The sequence below is a fragment of the Rahnella sp. PAMC25559 genome, assembly GCF_050632365.1.
Taxonomy (GTDB): Bacteria; Pseudomonadota; Gammaproteobacteria; order Enterobacterales; family Enterobacteriaceae; genus Rahnella; species Rahnella rivi.
This window is the reverse complement of the sequence record NZ_CP192543.1, coordinates 1,314,825-1,333,560: the sequence shown is the minus strand read 5'-3', so window position 1 is coordinate 1,333,560 and position 18,736 is coordinate 1,314,825. Positions and strand designations below refer to the sequence as shown.

At 53.9% G+C, this 18,736-nt stretch carries 21 protein-coding genes; 4 read left to right on the top strand and 17 right to left on the bottom strand.

All coding sequences use genetic code 11. From position 1 onward, the window contains the following. Positions 1 to 36: 36 nt before the first annotated feature. The 10 genes from nanK to zapE all read right to left on the bottom strand — a co-directional run bounded on the left by nanK (position 37) and on the right by zapE (position 9,051). Positions 37 to 912, bottom strand: a complete 876-nt coding sequence (gene nanK, locus ACQZQY_RS07525) for an N-acetylmannosamine kinase (RefSeq protein ID WP_431296860.1) — start codon at positions 910 to 912, stop codon at positions 37 to 39. After that, positions 909 to 1,598 (bottom strand): N-acetylmannosamine-6-phosphate 2-epimerase, encoded by a 690-nt coding sequence (locus tag ACQZQY_RS07520; RefSeq protein ID WP_431296859.1) that lies wholly within the window; start codon positions 1,596 to 1,598, stop codon positions 909 to 911. The genes nanK and ACQZQY_RS07520 overlap by 4 nt, the downstream gene beginning before the upstream one ends. An 18-nt stretch (positions 1,599 to 1,616) precedes the next feature. Beyond that, the gene (locus ACQZQY_RS07515; RefSeq protein WP_122094440.1) at positions 1,617 to 3,107 is read right to left on the bottom strand and encodes an MFS transporter; all 1,491 of its coding nucleotides are present in this window, start codon (positions 3,105 to 3,107) and stop codon (positions 1,617 to 1,619) included. Between the two features lie 89 nt (positions 3,108 to 3,196). Further along, positions 3,197 to 4,096: an N-acetylneuraminate lyase gene (nanA, locus tag ACQZQY_RS07510; protein WP_421670621.1), complete on the bottom strand. Its 900-nt coding sequence runs from the start codon at positions 4,094 to 4,096 to the stop codon at positions 3,197 to 3,199. Between the two features lie 181 nt (positions 4,097 to 4,277). After that, entirely contained in the window at positions 4,278 to 5,060 is a 783-nt protein-coding gene (locus ACQZQY_RS07505) for a transcriptional regulator NanR (protein WP_183848396.1), read from the bottom strand. Between the two features lie 178 nt (positions 5,061 to 5,238). Beyond that, positions 5,239 to 5,733, bottom strand: coding sequence for a ClpXP protease specificity-enhancing factor (gene sspB / locus ACQZQY_RS07500; RefSeq protein ID WP_056776320.1), 495 nt, complete (start codon positions 5,731 to 5,733; stop codon positions 5,239 to 5,241). Positions 5,734 to 5,736: 3 nt separating this feature from the next. After that, positions 5,737 to 6,378, bottom strand: a complete 642-nt coding sequence (gene sspA / locus ACQZQY_RS07495) for a stringent starvation protein SspA (protein ID WP_056776315.1) — start codon at positions 6,376 to 6,378, stop codon at positions 5,737 to 5,739. Between the two features lie 380 nt (positions 6,379 to 6,758). Further along, entirely contained in the window at positions 6,759 to 7,151 is a 393-nt protein-coding gene (rpsI, locus tag ACQZQY_RS07490) for a 30S ribosomal protein S9 (RefSeq protein ID WP_056776311.1), read from the bottom strand. Positions 7,152 to 7,167: 16 nt separating this feature from the next. Beyond that, positions 7,168 to 7,596 carry a 50S ribosomal protein L13 gene (rplM, locus tag ACQZQY_RS07485; RefSeq protein WP_013577239.1) on the bottom strand — a complete coding sequence of 143 codons (429 nt, stop codon included), beginning with the start codon at positions 7,594 to 7,596 and terminating at the stop codon, positions 7,168 to 7,170. 318 nt (positions 7,597 to 7,914) lie between these two features. Further along, on the bottom strand, positions 7,915 to 9,051 hold the full coding sequence (gene zapE, locus ACQZQY_RS07480; protein ID WP_056776305.1) for a cell division protein ZapE: 1,137 nt from the start codon (positions 9,049 to 9,051) through the stop codon (positions 7,915 to 7,917). Positions 9,052 to 9,336: 285 nt separating this feature from the next. On the opposite strand from zapE, the gene zapG reads away from it, so the two are divergent. The 3 genes from zapG (at position 9,337) to degS (ending at position 12,422) form a co-directional block, all read left to right on the top strand. Continuing rightward, positions 9,337 to 9,738, top strand: a complete 402-nt coding sequence (gene zapG / locus ACQZQY_RS07475) for a Z-ring associated protein ZapG (RefSeq protein ID WP_056776302.1) — start codon at positions 9,337 to 9,339, stop codon at positions 9,736 to 9,738. Positions 9,739 to 9,899: 161 nt separating this feature from the next. Then, the gene (gene degQ, locus ACQZQY_RS07470; RefSeq protein WP_431296858.1) at positions 9,900 to 11,267 is read left to right on the top strand and encodes a serine endoprotease DegQ; all 1,368 of its coding nucleotides are present in this window, start codon (positions 9,900 to 9,902) and stop codon (positions 11,265 to 11,267) included. 87 nt (positions 11,268 to 11,354) lie between these two features. Further along, positions 11,355 to 12,422: an outer membrane-stress sensor serine endopeptidase DegS gene (degS, locus tag ACQZQY_RS07465; RefSeq protein WP_056776293.1), complete on the top strand. Its 1,068-nt coding sequence runs from the start codon at positions 11,355 to 11,357 to the stop codon at positions 12,420 to 12,422. A 73-nt stretch (positions 12,423 to 12,495) separates the two neighbouring features. On the opposite strand, the gene murA is transcribed toward degS, so the two are convergent. From murA to mlaF, 7 genes are all read right to left on the bottom strand, one after another. Continuing rightward, the gene (murA, locus tag ACQZQY_RS07460) at positions 12,496 to 13,755 is read right to left on the bottom strand and encodes a UDP-N-acetylglucosamine 1-carboxyvinyltransferase (protein ID WP_122094450.1); all 1,260 of its coding nucleotides are present in this window, start codon (positions 13,753 to 13,755) and stop codon (positions 12,496 to 12,498) included. 70 nt (positions 13,756 to 13,825) lie between these two features. Next, positions 13,826 to 14,080, bottom strand: coding sequence for a BolA family iron metabolism protein IbaG (gene ibaG / locus ACQZQY_RS07455; protein WP_056776285.1), 255 nt, complete (start codon positions 14,078 to 14,080; stop codon positions 13,826 to 13,828). A gap of 166 nt (positions 14,081 to 14,246) precedes the next feature. Continuing rightward, on the bottom strand, positions 14,247 to 14,564 hold the full coding sequence (gene mlaB / locus ACQZQY_RS07450) for a lipid asymmetry maintenance protein MlaB (RefSeq protein WP_431296857.1): 318 nt from the start codon (positions 14,562 to 14,564) through the stop codon (positions 14,247 to 14,249). Beyond that, positions 14,561 to 15,193, bottom strand: coding sequence for a phospholipid-binding protein MlaC (mlaC, locus tag ACQZQY_RS07445; RefSeq protein WP_056776278.1), 633 nt, complete (start codon positions 15,191 to 15,193; stop codon positions 14,561 to 14,563). Before mlaC ends, mlaB begins: the two co-directional genes overlap by 4 nt. 39 nt (positions 15,194 to 15,232) lie before the next feature. Next, positions 15,233 to 15,805, bottom strand: a complete 573-nt coding sequence (mlaD, locus tag ACQZQY_RS07440) for an outer membrane lipid asymmetry maintenance protein MlaD (protein ID WP_056777186.1) — start codon at positions 15,803 to 15,805, stop codon at positions 15,233 to 15,235. A 4-nt stretch (positions 15,806 to 15,809) separates the two neighbouring features. Beyond that, positions 15,810 to 16,592, bottom strand: coding sequence for a lipid asymmetry maintenance ABC transporter permease subunit MlaE (mlaE, locus tag ACQZQY_RS07435; protein WP_112169205.1), 783 nt, complete (start codon positions 16,590 to 16,592; stop codon positions 15,810 to 15,812). 15 nt (positions 16,593 to 16,607) lie between these two features. After that, the gene (gene mlaF, locus ACQZQY_RS07430; protein ID WP_056776271.1) at positions 16,608 to 17,411 is read right to left on the bottom strand and encodes a phospholipid ABC transporter ATP-binding protein MlaF; all 804 of its coding nucleotides are present in this window, start codon (positions 17,409 to 17,411) and stop codon (positions 16,608 to 16,610) included. Between the two features lie 337 nt (positions 17,412 to 17,748). Between mlaF and ACQZQY_RS07425 the strand changes: the two genes are divergently transcribed. Then, on the top strand, positions 17,749 to 18,726 hold the full coding sequence (locus ACQZQY_RS07425; RefSeq protein ID WP_431296856.1) for a calcium/sodium antiporter: 978 nt from the start codon (positions 17,749 to 17,751) through the stop codon (positions 18,724 to 18,726). Positions 18,727 to 18,736 lie beyond the last annotated feature (10 nt).

Sequence of the window (18,736 nt, the reverse complement as noted above, 5' to 3'; positions counted from 1 at the left end):
GCGATGGCAGCCCCGTTGTTTTTGAGCGGGCTGAAACTAAATCACCATCTCCTGCGCCAGCAAGGCGGCACCCCGCAAACCGGCATCGTGCTGATGTTTTGCCATCAAAAGCGTGACACGGTAAACCTCCGGCTCTTCATTAAGAAACGTTTTCACCTGCGCCAAATAGCCATTCGCCAGACCAATACTTCCGCCCAAAACCACACACTGACAATCCGTCGCTACTTTGATATCCGCGATTAATCTTGCCAGCACCCTGGCTGAACGCTGGATCAATGTGCCCGCTTGCAGATGCCCTGCTGCCGCATGAGCGAAAATCTGTTTAGCTGTGCAACCGGCTAAATCATCACGCGCTGCGCTGGCGATGCCTCGCCCTGACGCCATCGCCTCCACGCAACCCGTCCGGCCACAGCCACAGTGTGGCCCCTGCGGATCTGCCAGCGTGTGACCGAAATGCCCCGCCAGCCCCTGCGTTCCTGTCAGCAATTTTCCGCCACTGATCATTGCGCCGCCCACACCGGTCGAGACAGTGAGAAAGACCATGTCAGTGATATCCGCCGAAAGGGCGTGATATTCCGCCCACGCAGCCGCCTGCGCGTCATTGACGGCCATGCACGGCAGTTGTGTCAGCCGGGAGATCACCTCCACCAGCGGAAAATGGCTGAGGCCGCCGAGATTATCCGGGTTCAGCGCCGTGAGAACGCCCTGCCTGATGATACCGGTAGAAGCGACTGCGACCCGCTGCGCCTGTGAAACCAGCGGCGCGACCAGTTCCGCCAGCGCAGCCTGCAAGGCATCGGACGTTTTACTGGCAGGCGTCGGGATTTCCCGCCGTCCGGTGAGAGTGAGATTGCTGCCAGCCAGCGCCGCCGCCAGCTTGGTGCCACCGATATCGATCACCAGCGTGGTCATTTCGCGACCTTCACGATTTCATCCCGGAACCACTGGCAGACATGCTCAAGGCGGGTGATTGCCGAACCGACGGTGACCGCCCACGCGCCATTTTGCATCGCCTGAGCCGCCAGCGCAGGCGCGTTATAGCGCCCTTCGGCAATCACGCGGCATCCTTCATGACTCAGCGCTTTCACTAAGGCCAGATCCGGCTCTTCAGGTGTTTGCCCCGTGATATAACCTGACAGCGTCGTACCGATGATGTCAGCCCCCAGCCGGTGACAATCCAGTCCGTCCTGCACGCTGGAACAATCCGCCATTGCCAGCAGGTGATGCTGATGAATGCGTGCCAGCAGTTCCGCCACCGCCACCGGCCTTTCACGCTGTGTACCGTCAAACGCAATGATGCTGGCTCCTGCGCCTGCCAGCGCATCCACATCGGCCAGAAAAGGCGTGATACGCACCGGCGAATCTGGCAGGTCGCGTTTGATAATGCCGATGATCGGTACCGACACCCGTGCATGAGTGGCTCTGAGATTCTCAATACCTTCAATGCGCAGCGCCACCGCACCGGCCTGTTCTGCTGCCAGCGCCATGGCGGCCACAATATCAGGCTTATCCAGCGGGCTGCCGGGAACCGGCTGGCAGGAGACAATCAATCCGCCAGCCTGTGAAATCTGTGTATCCAGTGTTTCAAGCAATGACATATAAACTCCCTGCAAAATTCAGTTTCTGATCAATCCGCTCTTGGTGTTTTCCGGCTTCACTTTCACCGCACCGCTGAAAGGTTTGCCATCAATGGTGTCGTGCGTCCGCACGGCTTCAGGGTGGATCCAGCGCTGAACGCGTGACGGCATATCCAGCCCGATCAGCAGGATCACCACGAACGTCAGCCCGAAAGACAAGGACGCCAGCGCAGTGCCGAGATCCAGACGCTGGGCAATCGCCACCCCGATAACCGGTGCCAGTGCGCCACCCAGCGCGCCGACGTTGTAGGTAAAGCCCAGCCCGGCCGCACGCTGTTCGGTATCGAAATAACCGCCAATCAGTTTAGGCAGAATGCCGGAAATACCCTGACCCAACATTTGTTGCAGGAATAACAGTAATCCCAACACCCAGATATTTCCGCCGCCGATCGCAAAGACCGGAATAATAAGCAGCTGCGAGGCCAGCAGGCTGTACACGTACGCTTTACGCGTTCCCAGCCAGTCGCCGAGGAAACCGCCCACGCAGCACCCTACCGCTGCGCCAAAACCGCTGAAGAACAGCACGTGAGCCACCAGCGTCGGTGAATAGGCCAGTTCGGTTTTCAAATACGTCGGTAACAGCGCCTGAATCGGCCACGAATAGAGGAAGGCAAAGAAGACCACGACCATCAGCGTAACGCCGGTCGGCCAGCGTTTGCCGCTACTCTGCACCATAAAGCTGATGAAGACAGCCGCACACATCAGCCCCAGTATGGCAATCACTGCGGCGCTGCCCACATCGCCGGCAAAACAGAAATACAACGCGGTGGCCGCGACAATCGTCATACCGACGTTGACGACCCGATGTTTGCCGCGATAGAGAATATCCACCATGGTTTTGGTCGGTTGCTTATGAGCGAATTTCGCCTGCCAGTCTTCTGCTTCCGGGATATTTTTACGCAACCACAGGGCGAAAATAATCGGCAAGATGCCGATGAAAAACAGGGCGCGCCAGCCCCAGACCGGCACCACCAGGCTGTAAACCTGCGCGGCAATCACCGCACCCACAGAGAACCCGGAAATCAGAAACCCGCTGGCTTTGTTGCGTAAATGCTTTGGCCAGCTTTCAATAACATAGGTGGCACTTGAGCCGTATTCACCTGCCATGCCCATGCCGATAATCAGGCGTGCGAAAAACATCACCGTGAAGCCCGGCGCAAAACCGCAAGCGAGCGTCCCGACAGAAAACAACACGATACTGGTGATCATCGCCAGTTTGCGACCATAACGGTCGCCCATGGCACCAAGCAGTAATCCGCCAAACCAGCGGGAGATAAACGCCGCAGAAATCAGACTCGCCGCCTGAACGCCGGTCAGGTCGAACTCGCTTTTAATTTCTGTCAGCACTAAGGCGATCAGAACAAAATCAAAACCATCCAAAAGGTAGCCAATCCAGGCGGCCGAAAATGCTTTCCATTGCGGTTTAGTCAAATGGCGAAACCATGAGATCTGTCGGGCATTGTTACGCATAAATCACCCCCGGGGCGGGTTTGCATCAACCCGCCCTTTGGTAAGGACTGATAAAGAATTGTTGATGCCGGAAAGCCCGGCATCAGGCGTCAGAACGCGCTACGTTCTGCCTGAAGTTGCGCCGCCAGCGCTTTAAGCGCCGGCAAATATTGCTCATCGACCGGCGCAAAAGGTTTGCGGCACAGCGGCACGGCCACGATATCCATGTAATGCAGAATCGTTTTCAGGCCGCGGAAAACGCCCGTTTTTATCAGCAGGTCGATGACCTTGTTGCATTCACTTTGCAAATGCATTGCTCGCGGCACATCCCCTTCCAGCACGGCTTTTTTGATCGCCATATAGCGCCAGCCCATCACGTTATAGGTACTGCCTATTCCGCCATCGGCACCTGCCAGCAGGCCGGATGCGAAGATTTCGTCATAACCGTTGTAGAGCACCAAATCCGGATGCGCGCGGCGGATTCTTTCCATTTCATACAAATCGCCGGAGGTTTGTTTCAGCGCGCCCACGCCGGGCAGTTTGATCAGCGTGTCGATCTGATCCAGTGTCAGTTTCACGCCGCTGAGGGCCGGAATGTTATAGACCACCATCGGCAGGCCTTCGGCGGAATCCGTGACCGCACGGTAGTGGTCGCAATGTTCATTGAAGCTGAAAGGATAGTAGAAAGGCGTCACGGCGGAGACGGCATCAAAGCCGTAACGGTGTGCGGCGGCTGCCAGCGTCTGGCTTTCACGGGTACTGATGGCACCGACGTGGGCGATTAACGTCACCTTACCCTTCGCTTCTTCCGCCACGATTTCCAGCACCTGCTCACGTTCCTGAGAGCTTTGCAGAAAAGCTTCGCCGGTAGAACCGCCAACGTACAGGCCATCGATCCCCTGCTCAATATTGAAACGTACCAGACGGCGCAGGCTGTCGGTGTCCACTTGCTGTTGCTGATTAAAAGGAGTGAGCAATGCCGGCATCACGCCCCGCAGATTCTGTTTCATAAACGCCTCTTGGTTATTGGGTTATCAGGCAAGTCGATATACCTTTATACCTGTTATACCAGACCAAAAAACAAACACAATACAACGGAAGGTTCAGAATGTGATCCCGACCATAGGAAATAGTGATGGCTGATCAGAGGTGATCAAAGAGAGTGCGGGGCAGATCCCAGTTCAGAAATGATTACTTCTTCGATCCGCGCTTCGCCGATGACGCGTAATACGCCGCGAAGACGCTTTTGAGATGCGTTTTCAGCGCGGCATCGGCGGCATCAGGATCACGCGCCTCAATAGCCTTGAAGATGTCGATATGCTGCTGATAACTGACGTTGTTATGCGCGTGCAGCTCTTCCTGAGGCACGGAAGGACGCGCCGCAATCAGCCAGTCCAGCAAAGCCACATGCACGACCATGAAGATCGGGTTCGCCGGGATTTCAGCCAGTTCACGGTGGAATTCAATATCAGAGCGGATGAAAAGATCGTTGTCATCAAGCGACTGGCTGTTCATTTCCAGCGCTTTGCCCAGTCGGGCAATCTGCTCGTCGGTGGCAAATTCTGCGGCGTAACGCACCAGGCTGGATTCGAAAAACATCCGCAACTGCTCGAAATGCGCAATCCCTTCAGGGCGCGCGAGGAAGTCTGTCGCCACACCGGATAATTCACTGATGATGGTGTCCGCCGAAGGACGTGACACCCGCGCCCGCTCGCCGTTGCTGATCTGCACCAGCCCTTTACGTTTAAGCGCCGCCAGCGCTTCACGAACGGAGGGGCGGCCAACGTTGAAAAATGTCATCAGTTCGCGTTCTGAAGGAAGTTGCTCACCTTCAGCAAATTCGCGCCTGCGGATCATTTGTTCCAGCTCTTCTTCCACCATATCGGACAGCTTCTTGCGCGCAAGCGGTCGGCGACGCATCGCATGGCCGATGGTGTCTGTCGTCTCCGGGGGCTGATCGTCAAATGTGCTCATAGCGTCAGAATAAGACCTTTAAGAATGAAAGGTATGCGCGAATAATTTTGAATCATAACACAGCCATTACGCACTGGCGAAAGGAGAGACAGGCAGGGACAGGCAATAAAAAACCCCGCGTATCAACGCAGGGTTTTTGTCAGGCTTTACAGAAAACCTGGGTTCATTCGACGACGTGTTACTTAACGACGCGTAATGCCGGGCGTCCACCGCGTGGTGGCGCAGGTGGCTCGTCATCAGGGCCTTCTTCCGTGACATCCGGTAAATCACCGTCAATCACTGACATAGTCGGTTCTGATGTCTCATCGTTGCTCAGGTTACCCGCGAAGGCACCTTCAGCTTCGTAAGCCGGTTCAGGCTCGAACATGGTTCCAGCCCCGTTTTCACGGGCATAAATCGCCAGTACAGCGGCAATCGGCACGAACACATTACGCGGCACACCGCCAAAGCGGGCGTTGAAACGTACATCGTCATTACCCAGTTCAAGATTACCGACGGCGCGAGGTGCAACGTTCAGAACAATTTGTCCGTCACGAGCAAACTCCATCGGAACCATGACGCCGGGCATCGTGACATCAACCACCAGGTGCGGAGTGAGCTGGTTATCGAGTAACCACTCATAAAAGGCCCGCAACAGGTAAGGCCGGCGCGGAGACATGTCGTTCATCTCCATACCTTAACCTCGTGTATGCAAACGCATTTCGCGCTCGGGTTCGGTCAGAGAAGCCAGGAATGCATCACGTTCGAATACGCGGGTCATGTAGCCTTTCAGCTCTTTAGAACCGGTACCGGACAGCTCAATACCCAGCTCTGGCAGACGCCATAACAGCGGTGCCAGGTAGCAATCGACCAGGCTAAACTCTTCACTTTTGAAATAAGGCATGTAAGAGAAGATTGGCGCAATCGCCAGCAGCTCTTCGCGCAACTGCTTACGTGCTGCATCAGCTTCAGCAGCAGTGCCTTGTTCAACCTGACGCATCAGAGAGTACCAGTCGTTTTCGATGCGGTGCATCATCAGACGGCTCTCACCACGTGCAACCGGATAAACCGGCATCAGTGGTGGATGAGGGAAGCGCTCATCAAGGTATTCCATGATGATGCGGGATTCGAACAGGGTCAGCTCACGATCGACCAGCGTTGGCACGGTGCGATAGGGGTTGAGGTCAATAAGATCCTGCGGCAGGTGATCCATCTCAACCTGCTCAATCTCGACACTGACACCTTTTTCGGCCAGTACGATACGTACTTGATGGCTAAAAATGTCGGTCGGGCCGGAAAACAGCGTCATTACCGAACGTTTGTTGGCAGCGACAGCCATGAAAACCTCCAAGTTATCTAGAATTATACAGCGAATAGCCAACTGTCAGGCTGCTATCCTGAACAATCATTTTATCGCCAGCCTGCAGTTTTTGTTCCGTAGTTTCATAGACAACCGTTGGCAGGGCGAACCCAACCAGGAAGCGCGGCAACGTCAACTGCTCGGCGAATAGGCACAAAAGTGTGTGATAGTTTACCAGATTTTACGCGTGCTGTGGGGACGGCGAGATGATTTCGTGGTGAATTGTGTGTCTGAAAATCATTAATGCCTGTTTTACACACGCCCTGGCGGAATGACGGGCATAAAAAAACCCGGTGTAGCACCGGGTTTTTGACGTTGATTTTCGTGCCGTAGCACTGTGCTGCATGAGCAGCAGAAAATTAACGCTTGGAGAACTGAGGACGACGACGTGCTTTACGCAGGCCGACTTTCTTACGTTCAACCTGACGAGCATCGCGAGTAACGAAGCCTGCTTTACGCAGTTCGCCACGCAGATTTTCGTCATATTCCATCAGTGCACGGGTGATACCGTGACGGATAGCGCCAGCCTGACCGGAGATACCACCACCTTTAACAGTGATGTACAGGTCAAATTTAGTAACCATATCGACCAGTTCCAGTGGTTGACGAACTACCATGCGGGCAGTTTCACGACCAAAGTACTGTTCCAGGCTACGCTGGTTGATTACGATGTTACCACTACCCGGTTTGATGAAAACACGAGCGGCGGAGCTTTTGCGGCGACCAGTGCCGTAGTATTGATTTTCAGCCATTGCCTATAATCCCGAATTAAATGTCAAGAACTTGCGGTTGTTGCGCCGCATGAGTGTGCTCGTTACCCGCGTAAACTTTCATTTTACGGTACATTGCACGACCCAACGGGCCCTTTGGCAACATGCCTTTAACCGCGAGCTCGATCACGCGTTCAGGACGGCGAGCGATCATCTCTTCAAAGGTCGCTTGCTTGATACCACCGATGTGGCCGGTGTGATGGTAATAAATCTTGTCGTTACGCTTGTTGCCGGTTACAGCAACTTTTTCTGCGTTCAGAACGATGATGTAATCACCAGTATCAACGTGCGGAGTGTATTCCGCTTTATGTTTGCCACGCAGACGGCGGGCCAGTTCAGTGGCCAGGCGACCTAAGGTCTTGCCGGTAGCGTCAACTACGAACCAGTCACGTTGTACGGTTTCCGGTTTAGCTGTAAAAGTTTTCATTAAAAGCTTACCCAATTAAAGTTACACGTTGGCGAACACCCGAACGCTTACTTGTTTATAAAATAAGTATTTGAGGTTCACACGACCATCGTCCAGCAAACCTACCCCTTCGAATAGCCAATGCTGGCACTTATAAAGTTTCGGGAAAAAAACTTTGTAGTAACGTGGGGTCGCAAGATTATAGAGAAGTCTCCTGCAAAAATCGAACCCTTTTTCGACAAAAAGGAAGATTTCCCTCAGGGCCGTCTGAAGGTTCGCTATGCAGGCTGTACCGGGTCTTTTATATCACAAATAGAACAAAAAATAATCAGCTAACAATCAGGGCAGATGAGGCCGCTTCAGATATTCCTCACTTTGCATCTCCTGCAGGCGCGACAGGCAGCGCTGGTATTCGAACTTCAGCCGCTCGCCCTGATAAATTTCAAACATCGGCACCGCAGCGGAGATCACCAGTTTCACGTGGCGTTCATAGAATTCATCGACCAGTGCCAGAAAACGGCGGGCGGCATTCTCGCTGTCGGCTCCCATCACCGGGACGTTATGCAATAACACACTGTGATAGATTTTCGACAGTGCGATGTAATCGAGCTGGCTGCGGGCTTCTTCACACAACGTATGGAACTCCACTGCCAGGACGCCATCGACGGCCGCAATGGCCTGCATCGGGCGATGATTCACTTCCAGCACAGGCCGTTCATTGGCGGAACCACTGTGGTTTCCGGTCAGTTTTCCAAGCATGGAGTGCATCGCATCGGCGGTTTGCGCTCCCGCCGGTGACAGCCACAGATTCGCCTGCGTCAGCGTGCGCAGACGGTAATCGATTCCTGCATCAACGTTAAGTACGTCGCAGTATTCTTTAATCAGATCAATGGCTGGCAGGAAGCGTGCACGTTGCAGGCCGTTACGGTAAAGCAAATCCGGCGGAATGTTGGAGGTGGCGATCAGCGTAATACCACGGGCAAAAAGCGCCTGCAGCAACGTCGCCAGCAGCATGGCATCGGTGATATCGGAAACAAAGAATTCATCGAAACACAACACATCGGTTTCAGCTTTAAAGCGGTCTGCGATCACTTCCAGCGGATCTTCCTGCCCCTGAAGCTGGGTCAGTTCCTGATGCACGCGTAACATAAAGCGGTGGAAGTGCAGCCGCAGTTTGCGTTCGCCCGGCAAACTGTGGAAAAAAAGATCCATCAGCCAGGTCTTGCCTCGCCCTACTCCGCCCCACATATATAAGCCCTGAACCGGGCGTTGCGCGGTTTTTACCGGTGCTTTGCCGAACAGGCGACCGAGCAGCCCTCCCCGGCTGGCGGGTTGAGCGATGGGCGCAGTGTTGGCACTCAGCGCCTGATAAATGGCATCGAGCTGGGCGACGGCCTGCTTCTGAACGGCGTCCGGCTGGAACTCTCCGGCATCTACGGCGTTCTGATAAAGGATAAGGGGTGATTTGGGTTGCATGTTAGTTAACGTCCCTGAGAAAAAAATTTTACGTTTTTCACGTCGTTTCGCCGCTTTTTTGCCGTCTGTTCGCCGCTTTTACCCTCAGTCTGCGCGTGAAAAAAGCGTCGGACCGCGGTGATTGTGACGGCAGGATTCCACTCGGACAAGGTTAACGGTTATAGTGGAGCTATTGCATGACGAATGCGTGTGACAATTACGTTAAAACCATTGTGTAAAAAAGTTAAGTCATAAAAGTTACGTGAAAAAGCCCTGCGGGACAACGAAGTCAAAATAGGAGTCATTATGACCTGGGAGTATGCACTCATTGGATTAGTGGTCGGTATCGCGATTGGTGCGGTGGCGATGCGCTTTGGCAATCGTCAATTACGCGATCAGCAAGTGATGAAAAATGAGCTGGAGAAAAGCAAAGCAGAACTCGACGAATACCGTCAGGAACTGACAGGCCACTTTGCGCGCAGCGCAGAACTGCTCGATAACATGGCGACGGATTACCGTCAGCTTTATCAGCACATGGCGAAGAGCTCCAACAACCTGTTGCCGGACTTGCCACAGCAAGATAATCCGTTCAACTACCGTCTGACCGGTTCTGAAGCCGATAACGATCAGGCACCTGTGCAGATGCCACGCGATTACTCCGATGGTGCATCGGGTCTGCTGCGTGGCGAGCGTCCTGTTCGCAAATAACAGACGCGATTGCCCGGCCCCGCAGTTCTCCGGCGCCGGGACAAATACGGTGCATGCCCTGCGCATGCACCGTTCTCCAGACCTGACCCTTCCCGTGCTGTGAATCATCGTTCGATTGTCCGTAAAAGACGCCCATTACAGAAAGCGAGAGAGTTATCCTGATGAAGAAAAAGTCATTTTTGCTCAGTGTGTTAGCTGTTAGCCTTGGATTAACCTTCGCTTCTGCGCCGATGGCAAGTGCCGCTTTGCCAATGGCTGTACAAGGGCAACCGCTGCCAAGTCTGGCGCCGATGCTTGAAAAAGTCTTGCCCGCGGTCGTCGGCGTTCAGGTTTCCGGAACGCAACCGCCAAGCACTGACGTTCCTCCGGAATTCAAATTCTTCTTTGGTCAGCAAGATCCTGAGCCTAATCAGGGTGCACAGCCGTTCGAAGGGCTGGGTTCCGGCGTGATCATTGATGCCGCAAAAGGTTACGTTCTCACCAACAATCACGTTGTGAACAATGCGGATAAAATTACCGTCCAGCTCAACGATGGCCGCGAGTACAAGGCAAAACTGATTGGTAAAGATGACCAGTCAGATATCGCCGTGATCCAACTGATTGATGCGAAAAACCTGACGCAAATCGCAATGGCCGATTCTGATGCCTTGCAGGTCGGCGATTTCGCGGTCGCAGTAGGCAACCCGTTCGGGCTTGGGCAGACCGTCACCTCCGGTATCGTCTCGGCACTCGGGCGCAGCGGGCTGAATCTCGAAGGGCTGGAGAACTTTATCCAGACCGATGCCTCCATTAACCGGGGAAATTCCGGTGGTGCATTGCTTAACCTGAAAGGTGAGCTCATCGGGATCAATACCGCAATCATCTCTTCTCAGGGTGGCAGCGTCGGTATTGGGTTTGCGATCCCGGCGAACATGGCGAAAAATCTGAGCCATCAGCTGATTGAGTTTGGCGAGGTCAAACGAGGCCTGCTGGGCATCCGAGGCAGTGAAATGACCCCCGAACTGGCGCAGGCCTTCAAGCTGGACAGCCAGCGTGGGGCGTTCGTCAATGAAGTGCTGCCAGATTCTGCGGCAGCCAAAGCGGGCATTAAATCCGGTGACGTGCTGATTACGTTGCAGGGTAAAACGCTCAGCAGCTTCGCAGAACTGCGCGCCAAAGTCGGTACTGCCGGTCCGGGCGTCGTGATGCAGATTGGTTTGCTGCGCGAAGGCAAACCGATGACGGTGAGTGTCACACTGGCCCAGAGCCCAGCAGTGGAAGTCAGCATCGAGAAAATCAACCCAGCCTTACAGGGCGTTACGCTCAGTGATGTGGACGCTAAGACAGGCAAAGGTGTTCAGGTCGATGACGTGAAGAAAGGCACACCGGCAGAGCAGGTGGGCCTGGAGAAAGACGATGTGATCATCGGTGTTAACCGTGAACCCATCGACAATCTGGCAGCCTTACGCAAGATCCTTGAAACCAAACCGGACCTGATCGCCCTGAGCATTCTGCGCAAAGGGCAAAATATGTACCTGCTGATGCCGTAAAGCGTTGAAAATCGGACGCAGATGCTGCTGCGTCCGATTAAGTCGTGCTATTCTTCAGTCACTTTTCATCTCGCACCCCATACACTCATGTTTGTTAAGCTATTGAGATCCGCCATTATCGGACTGATTGTTGCCGGCCTTTTGCTGGCGGCGGTCCCTATGCTGCGTAAAAAGATCACAGAACCGCTTTTTGAGCGTAACTTCAATCAAACCAGCGAAGAACCGGTCAGCTATAACGCCGGTGTACGCCACGCTGCGCCCGCGGTAGTCAATGTGTACAACCGCAACATGGGCAACAGCTCGCAAAACGAATTACAGATCCGCACGCTGGGCTCCGGCGTGATCATGAATGACAGCGGTTATATCCTCACCAACAAACATGTGATCAACAATGCCGATCAGATCATCGTCGCATTGCAGGATGGCCGGGTTTTCGAAGCATTGCTGGTCGGTTCCGACAGCCTGACTGACCTCGCGGTGCTGAAAATCAACGCCGGTAACCTGCCGGTAATCCCGATCAACCCGAACCGTAATCCGCACGTCGGCGATATTGTTATGGCGATCGGTAACCCCTACAACCTCGGCCAGACAGTGACGCAGGGCATCATCAGCGCCACGGGCCGTATCGGCCTCAGCCCATCCGGCCGCCAGAACTTCCTGCAAACCGATGCATCAATCAACCAGGGTAACTCCGGCGGGGCGCTGGTGAACTCACTGGGTGAACTGGTGGGCATCAATACATTATCCTTTGACCAGAGCAATGACGGCGCGACGCCGGAAGGCATTGGCTTTGCAATTCCGACGGCTCTTGCAACCAAAGTGATGGGCAAATTGATCCGCGACGGGCGTGTGATCCGCGGTTATATCGGCATCAGCGGACGGGAAGTTTCTCCTCTGCACGGGCCGAACAGCGGGCTGGATCGTATTCAGGGCATCGTCGTGAACGAAGTGACGGCAAACGGTCCGGCGGCGAATGCCGGTATGAAGGTCAGTGACGTGATTGTAAACGTCAATAATAAGCCTGCCGTCTCCGCCATTGAAACGATGGACCAGGTGGCAGAAATACGCCCTGGCACGGTGATCCCGGTAGAGATTATGCGAAACGGCGACAAGCTGACGCTGCACGTCACGGTGCAGGAATATCCCGACCACTGACCGCATATTACACAAACAAAAAAGCCGGAAAGGTTTCCCCTTCCGGCTTTTTTATTGCTTCAGGCCTGAGTCATTACTCGCCTTTAAAGCGCTCGATTTTAGCGCCCAGCTGACGCAATTTATCTTCGATACGCTCGTAACCCCGGTCGATGTGATAAATACGGTCAACTACGGTTACGCCTTCAGCGATACAACCCGCCAGAACCAGGCTGGCTGATGCACGCAGATCGGTCGCCATCACCTGAGCACCTGACAGTTTCTCAACACCATGACAAATCAGGGTGCTGCCTTCAATTTCAGCGTGAGCCCCCATACGGATAAGCTCAGGCACGTGCATGAAGCGGTTTTCGAAGATTGTCTCGGTGATCACGCCGGTCCCTTCAGCCACCAGATTCAGCAGGCTGAACTGCGCCTGCATGTCAGTCGGGAAGCCAGGGTGAGGCGCGGTACGGAAAGTGACGGCTTTGGCGCGTTTACCATGCATGTCCAGACTGACCCAGTCTTCGCCCACTTCGACATCGCCACCCGCTTCACGCAGTTTTGCCAGAACGGCATCCAGCGTATCAGGGCGAGCTTCGCGGCAGGTGACTTTACCACCGGAAATCGCCGCCGCCACCAGGAAAGTCCCGGTTTCGATGCGGTCAGGTACCACGCGGTACACACCGCCACCCAGACGTGCAACGCCTTCGATGGTGATCTTATCGGTGCCTGCGCCAGTGATGTTCGCGCCCAGCGTATTAAGGAAATTGGCAGTATCGACAATTTCCGGCTCACGCGCGGCGTTTTCAATAATGGTGGTGCCTTCGGCCAGTGTCGCCGCACTCATGATGGTTACCGTCGCGCCCACGCTGACTTTATCCATCACGATGTGCGCGCCTTTCAGGCGACCATCAACAGAAGCTTTCACATAGCCTTCTTCCAGCACGATCGTTGCGCCAAGCTGTTCCAGACCGCTGATGTGCAGGTCAACCGGACGTGCGCCAATCGCACAGCCACCCGGCAGGGAAACCTGACCGCGACCAAAACGCGCGACCAGCGGACCCAGCGCCCAGATGGAGGCACGCATGGTTTTCACTAAGTCGTACGGCGCACAAAACTCATTCACACCGCTGGCATCAACAAACACAGAACCGTTGCGTTCAATTTTGGTACCCAACTGACCGAGCAGTTTGATCGTGGTATCGATGTCTTTCAGATAAGGAACGTTCTGAAGTTCAACCGGCTCTTCAGCAAGCAGTGCGGCAAACAAAATAGGAAGTGCTGCATTTTTTGCACCAGAGATGGTGACTTCGCCACTTAAGCGAGTCCCACCCTGTACACGGAATTTATCCATTGTGACTGCTCTCTTTTATGAGGTTCAAATACAAGTCAATGACGAGGAAGCTGCCGGCTGCCCGACAGTCTTATAACCCACTCAGTTTACGGTCACGCGCCCATTCTTCAGGGGTATACGCCTTGATAGACAGTGCATGAATTCGATTGTCGGCGATGTATTCCATCAGCGGGGCGTAAACGGTCTGCTGTTTTTTCACGCGGCTCATGCCATCAAACATCGCACCAACGACAATGGCCTGAAAATGACTGCCATCGCCAGTAATGTGTGCTTCTTCCAGTGCCAATGCGTTCATCAGCACGTCTTTAATTTCATTCGTTTCCATAGGGATCAATTCTTCTGAAGGATCATAACAGCCCGGTATCTTATAGGGATCGGGGCAAATCTTAAACCACGAAAAAGCCCCTGAGGAAGAGTTTCGCACAGGGGCTTTGAGGTCATGACGTCAGGGGTTCACGGCAGCGTCGCTAACTTGCCGTAACCATTCACTATTATTGACTCACCGGCACTGCGTCGGTGTTGGCCGGAATAATGTCATGAAGGTTGTACAGCGCGATAAGCGTACTCAGCCGATCGGTGATGCCTTCCACGGTCAGGGACGCACCTTGCTGGCTGGCCTCCTGACGCAGATGTACCAGCAACGCCAGGCCGGAAGAATCCACACGCGCCAGACCGGAAACGTCCAGACGCGTCACGCCAGCGAGCAGCGTTTTCCGCGCATCCCAGACCGGCAACAACGTTTCGCGATCCAGGTCGCCATGCAATGTCAGCAAGGGCGGCTGGCATTCCCAGCGCAGTGCGTCACTCATTTTTGGTCCAGCGTAATCGGTTGTGCTGCAGCCTGTTTCAGACGCGCAGTCAGACCATCAATCCCTTTCTGACGCAGGATATCCGCCCATTCGTTTTGCTTGGTGGAAATCATGCTGACGCCTTCGGCGATCATGTCATAAGCCTGCCACTCACCGGTACGGCTGTTTTTACGCCACTGGAAGTCCAGGCGAATCGGAGGACGACCGTTTGGATCGGTAATGGTCACGCGGATAGCAATGATGTCTTTGTCGGCGTAGGACTGTTCTGGCTGAACCTGATAGCTCTGGCCGTTGTACAGCGCCAGCGCCTGGCCGTAAGCCTGTTGCAGGTAGTCGCTGAACGCAGCGAAGTAAGCATCACGCTGTGCAGGCGTCGCCTGCTGATAATAACGGCCTAACACCAGTGCACCGGCATATTTGATTTGCACGTAAGGCAGCAGTTCGTCACGCACGACCTGACGCAGATAGTTAGGATCCTGCTTGATTTTTGGCTGTTCATTTTTGAGGCGGGTGAAAGTCTTGCTTGCCGCTTCATTCATCACGCTGTACGGATTGGTTTTATCCACAGCAGCATTGGCCATCGGGGCCATAACCACCAGCAGCGCAGCGATAACTAAACGTTTAAACATACTTATTTCCTCTTTTGTGGAGAATCCGTGAGCCAATTCTTAATGGGCAGCCGGTTGCGGAGCCGTGTTCGCGTCAGGTGCTGGCGCGGTCTTCTCTTCTGACGCTGGCGCAGCGGTGGTATCACCCGCATCAGGATCCGCCTTGCCATCACCGCTCTTGTACAGGAACTGTCCAATCAAATCTTCGAGAACCAGCGCCGATTTGGTGTCCTGAATCACGCCACCATTTTTAAGGATAGTCGTTCCCATTTCCGGGTCTTCAAAACCAATGTTCAGCGCCAGGAATTGTTCGCCTAATAAACCGGAGGTACGGATAGCCAGCGTACTGGTGCTCGGGATCTGGTTGTATTTCTGGTCGATGTCCATTTCGACACGCGGAGAGTAGTTTTTATCCAGCGTAATGCTGCTAACGCGGCCGATAACGACGCCACCCACTTTCACCGGCGAGCCGCTTTTCAGGCCACCGATGTTGTCGAAGTCCGCAGAGATTCGGTAGGTCGGATCCGAACCAATAGAGCGGATATCCGCCACTTTAAGGCACAGGAAAACCACCGCAATCAATGCGATAATCAAAAATGCGCCTACCCAGATTTCACTCTTTTTCGTTTGCATGATTTTAATTTCCAAACATCAGTGCTGTCAGCACAAAATCTAATCCCAGCACCGCCAGTGACGAATGCACTACAGTACGTGTCGTTGCCCGGCTGATCCCTTCGGATGTCGGTATCGCATCATAGCCGTTGAACAGCGCAATCCAGGTCACGGTGATAGCGAAAACAAGGCTTTTAATCAGACAGTTAAGCAAGTCAGTCCGCCAGTCTACAGCGGTTTGCATCGCTGACCAGAAGAAACCGCTGTCGATCCCTTTCCAGTCAACACCGACCAGCGATCCGCCCCAAATCCCCACCGCGACAAAAATCGCTGTCAGCAGAGGCATGGAAATCAGACCGGCCCAGAAACGCGGTGCCACAACGCGGCGCAGCGGATCGATCGCCATCATTTCAAGACTGGAGATTTGTTCTGTCGCTTTCATCAGACCCAGCTCTGCGGTTAATGCAGACCCGGCGCGCCCGGCAAACAGTAACGCGGTGACCACCGGGCCCAGTTCGCGCAGCAAAGAGAGCGCAACCATCATGCCCAGGCTGGCTTCAGCGCTGTAGGTGGTTAAAATCAAATAGCCCTGTAATCCCAGCACCATGCCGATAAACAGACCGGACACCAGGATAATCAACAGGGAAAGCACGCCCACGCTGTAGAGTTGCTTAATCAGCAAAGGCCACTGCTTGGCGAATTGTGGCTTACCGACCAATGCCCGAAAGAGCATCAGGCCCGCACGGCCAAAAGACACGCAGGTTTGTATCCCGCGACGTCCGACTGAGGCGAGCGCCTTAGTTAACATAAATAGGAAACTCCATTATCCGAGCAACTCTGCTTTGTAATCACCGGCCGGGAAACGGAAAGGCACCGGTCCATCGGCGATACCGTCAAGGAACTGGCGAACGCGCGGATCAGGATTGTTTTGCAGCTCCTCAGGCGTTCCTTCAGCAATGACATGTTGCGCAGCCACGATATACGCATAATCCGCGATGCTCAGAACTTCAGGCACATCATGGGAAACCACGATACAGGTGACACCCAGCGCATGGTTCAGCTCGTCAATCAGCTTGACCAGGACGCCCATGGTGATCGGATCCTGTCCCACAAAGGGTTCATCGAACATGATCAGTTCCGGGTCGAGTGCTATCGCACGCGCCAGGGCAACACGCCTCGCCATCCCACCGGAAAGTTCAGCAGGCATCAGTTCGCCGGCACCGCGCAAACCCACCGCTTCCAGTTTCATGGTCACGGTGCTGCGCAATAACGCTTCGGGCAATTTACTGTGTTCGCGCAGCGGAAACGCCACATTCTCGAACACATTGAGGTCAGTAAACAATGCACCGGACTGAAACAACATGCTCATTTTCTTGCGGGATTCATAAAGCTTACGGCGCGAAAGAGTGGGAATATTGTCTCCGTCGAACCAGATTTCACCGCTGTCAGGCGTCAGCTGACCGCCGATAAGGCGCAGCAACGTCGTTTTACCGATCCCTGAAGGCCCCATAATGGCGGTAATTTTACCCCGTGGGACCGTCATGTTTATCTCTTCGAAAATGGGACGATCGCCGCGCACAAAACTCATGCCTTTGATCTCAACCAGATTCGACTCGCTTTGACTCATTCGTTTATCCCTTCGGAATGCCTTCGCTAAAGACGACTTCCGCTTAAATTACTTTCGCTAAGAATACGTCTGGCCCGCAAGCCGTGTTGTATAACTTTGGTATTTTTACAAAAACTTACCCCAGTTTCGTTACCAAAGTTGCCATCGATTTACTTTTCCGCCACAGACGGTCAAAATCAACGAATTACCATTTTATGATAAAAGCCTTCATCGTCTAACATACAGGAACCTGCTGGCGCCGTTTTCGTACAAAATATTGCCTTAACTTATGTTGACGAAGGAATCGCCTGCCTGAACGGGCAACGAACCTCGCATTATACCCAATAAAGGATGTTGCATGCTTCTCGCTATCGTACTGATGATTGTCGGCCTCTTACTTCTTGTTTATGCCGCCGATCGTCTGGTGTACGGAGCCGCAGTATTAGCACGCTCGATAGGCATGCCGCCGCTTATCATCGGCATTACCGTAGTCGGTGTCGGCATATCCCTTCCGGAGCTGGTCGTTTCCACCACCGCCGCCATCAATGATCAAATGGATTTGGCGGTTGGAAACGCAATTGGTTCAAATATCATTAATATTCTTCTGATTTTGGGCGGTGCAGCCCTGATTCATCCACTTTCCGTTCGTTCTGATATATTACGCCGCGAACTCCCTCTATTGTTACTGGTCACAGGACTGTGTGGTTTTCTGTTAAGTGACGGAGAGCTTAGTCGCTTTGACGGTGTTTTGCTGCTGGCCAGTGCCGCCGCGTTTATGATGCTGGCGATAAAAATTGCCCGCGCGGCCGAAAAAGAAGGGCTGGATACGCTGACTTACGAGCAGATGTCTGAGCTTCCTTCCGACAGCAGTAATACCGTGGCGTTTTTATGGCTGGCATTGGGCTTTATCATCATGCCGCTGGCGTCCGGGATGATTGTCGACAACAGTACGGTTATTGCACGTTATTTTGGTGTCAGCGAGCTGGTGATTGGCCTGACGGTCATCGCCATCGGGACCAGCCTGCCGGAACTGGCGACGTTTATTGCCGGTGCCATCAAAGGTGAAGATGATATCGCGCTGGGTAATATCATCGGCGCGAATATCTTTAATACCTGTCTGGTGCTGGGATTACCCGCGCTGGTGGCGCCAGGCTCGTTCAACCCGGATGCGTTTCATCGCGATTACTGGGTGATGCTGGCGGTCAGTATCGTGCTCTCCGGTCTGTGCCTGATGCGCAAACATCGTATCGGTCACGTTGCGGGCGCACTATTGCTCTGTGGATTTATCGCCTATATGGCAGTGCTGTTCCTTCAACCGGACAGCATCGGCCTTTGAACTCTGTCAG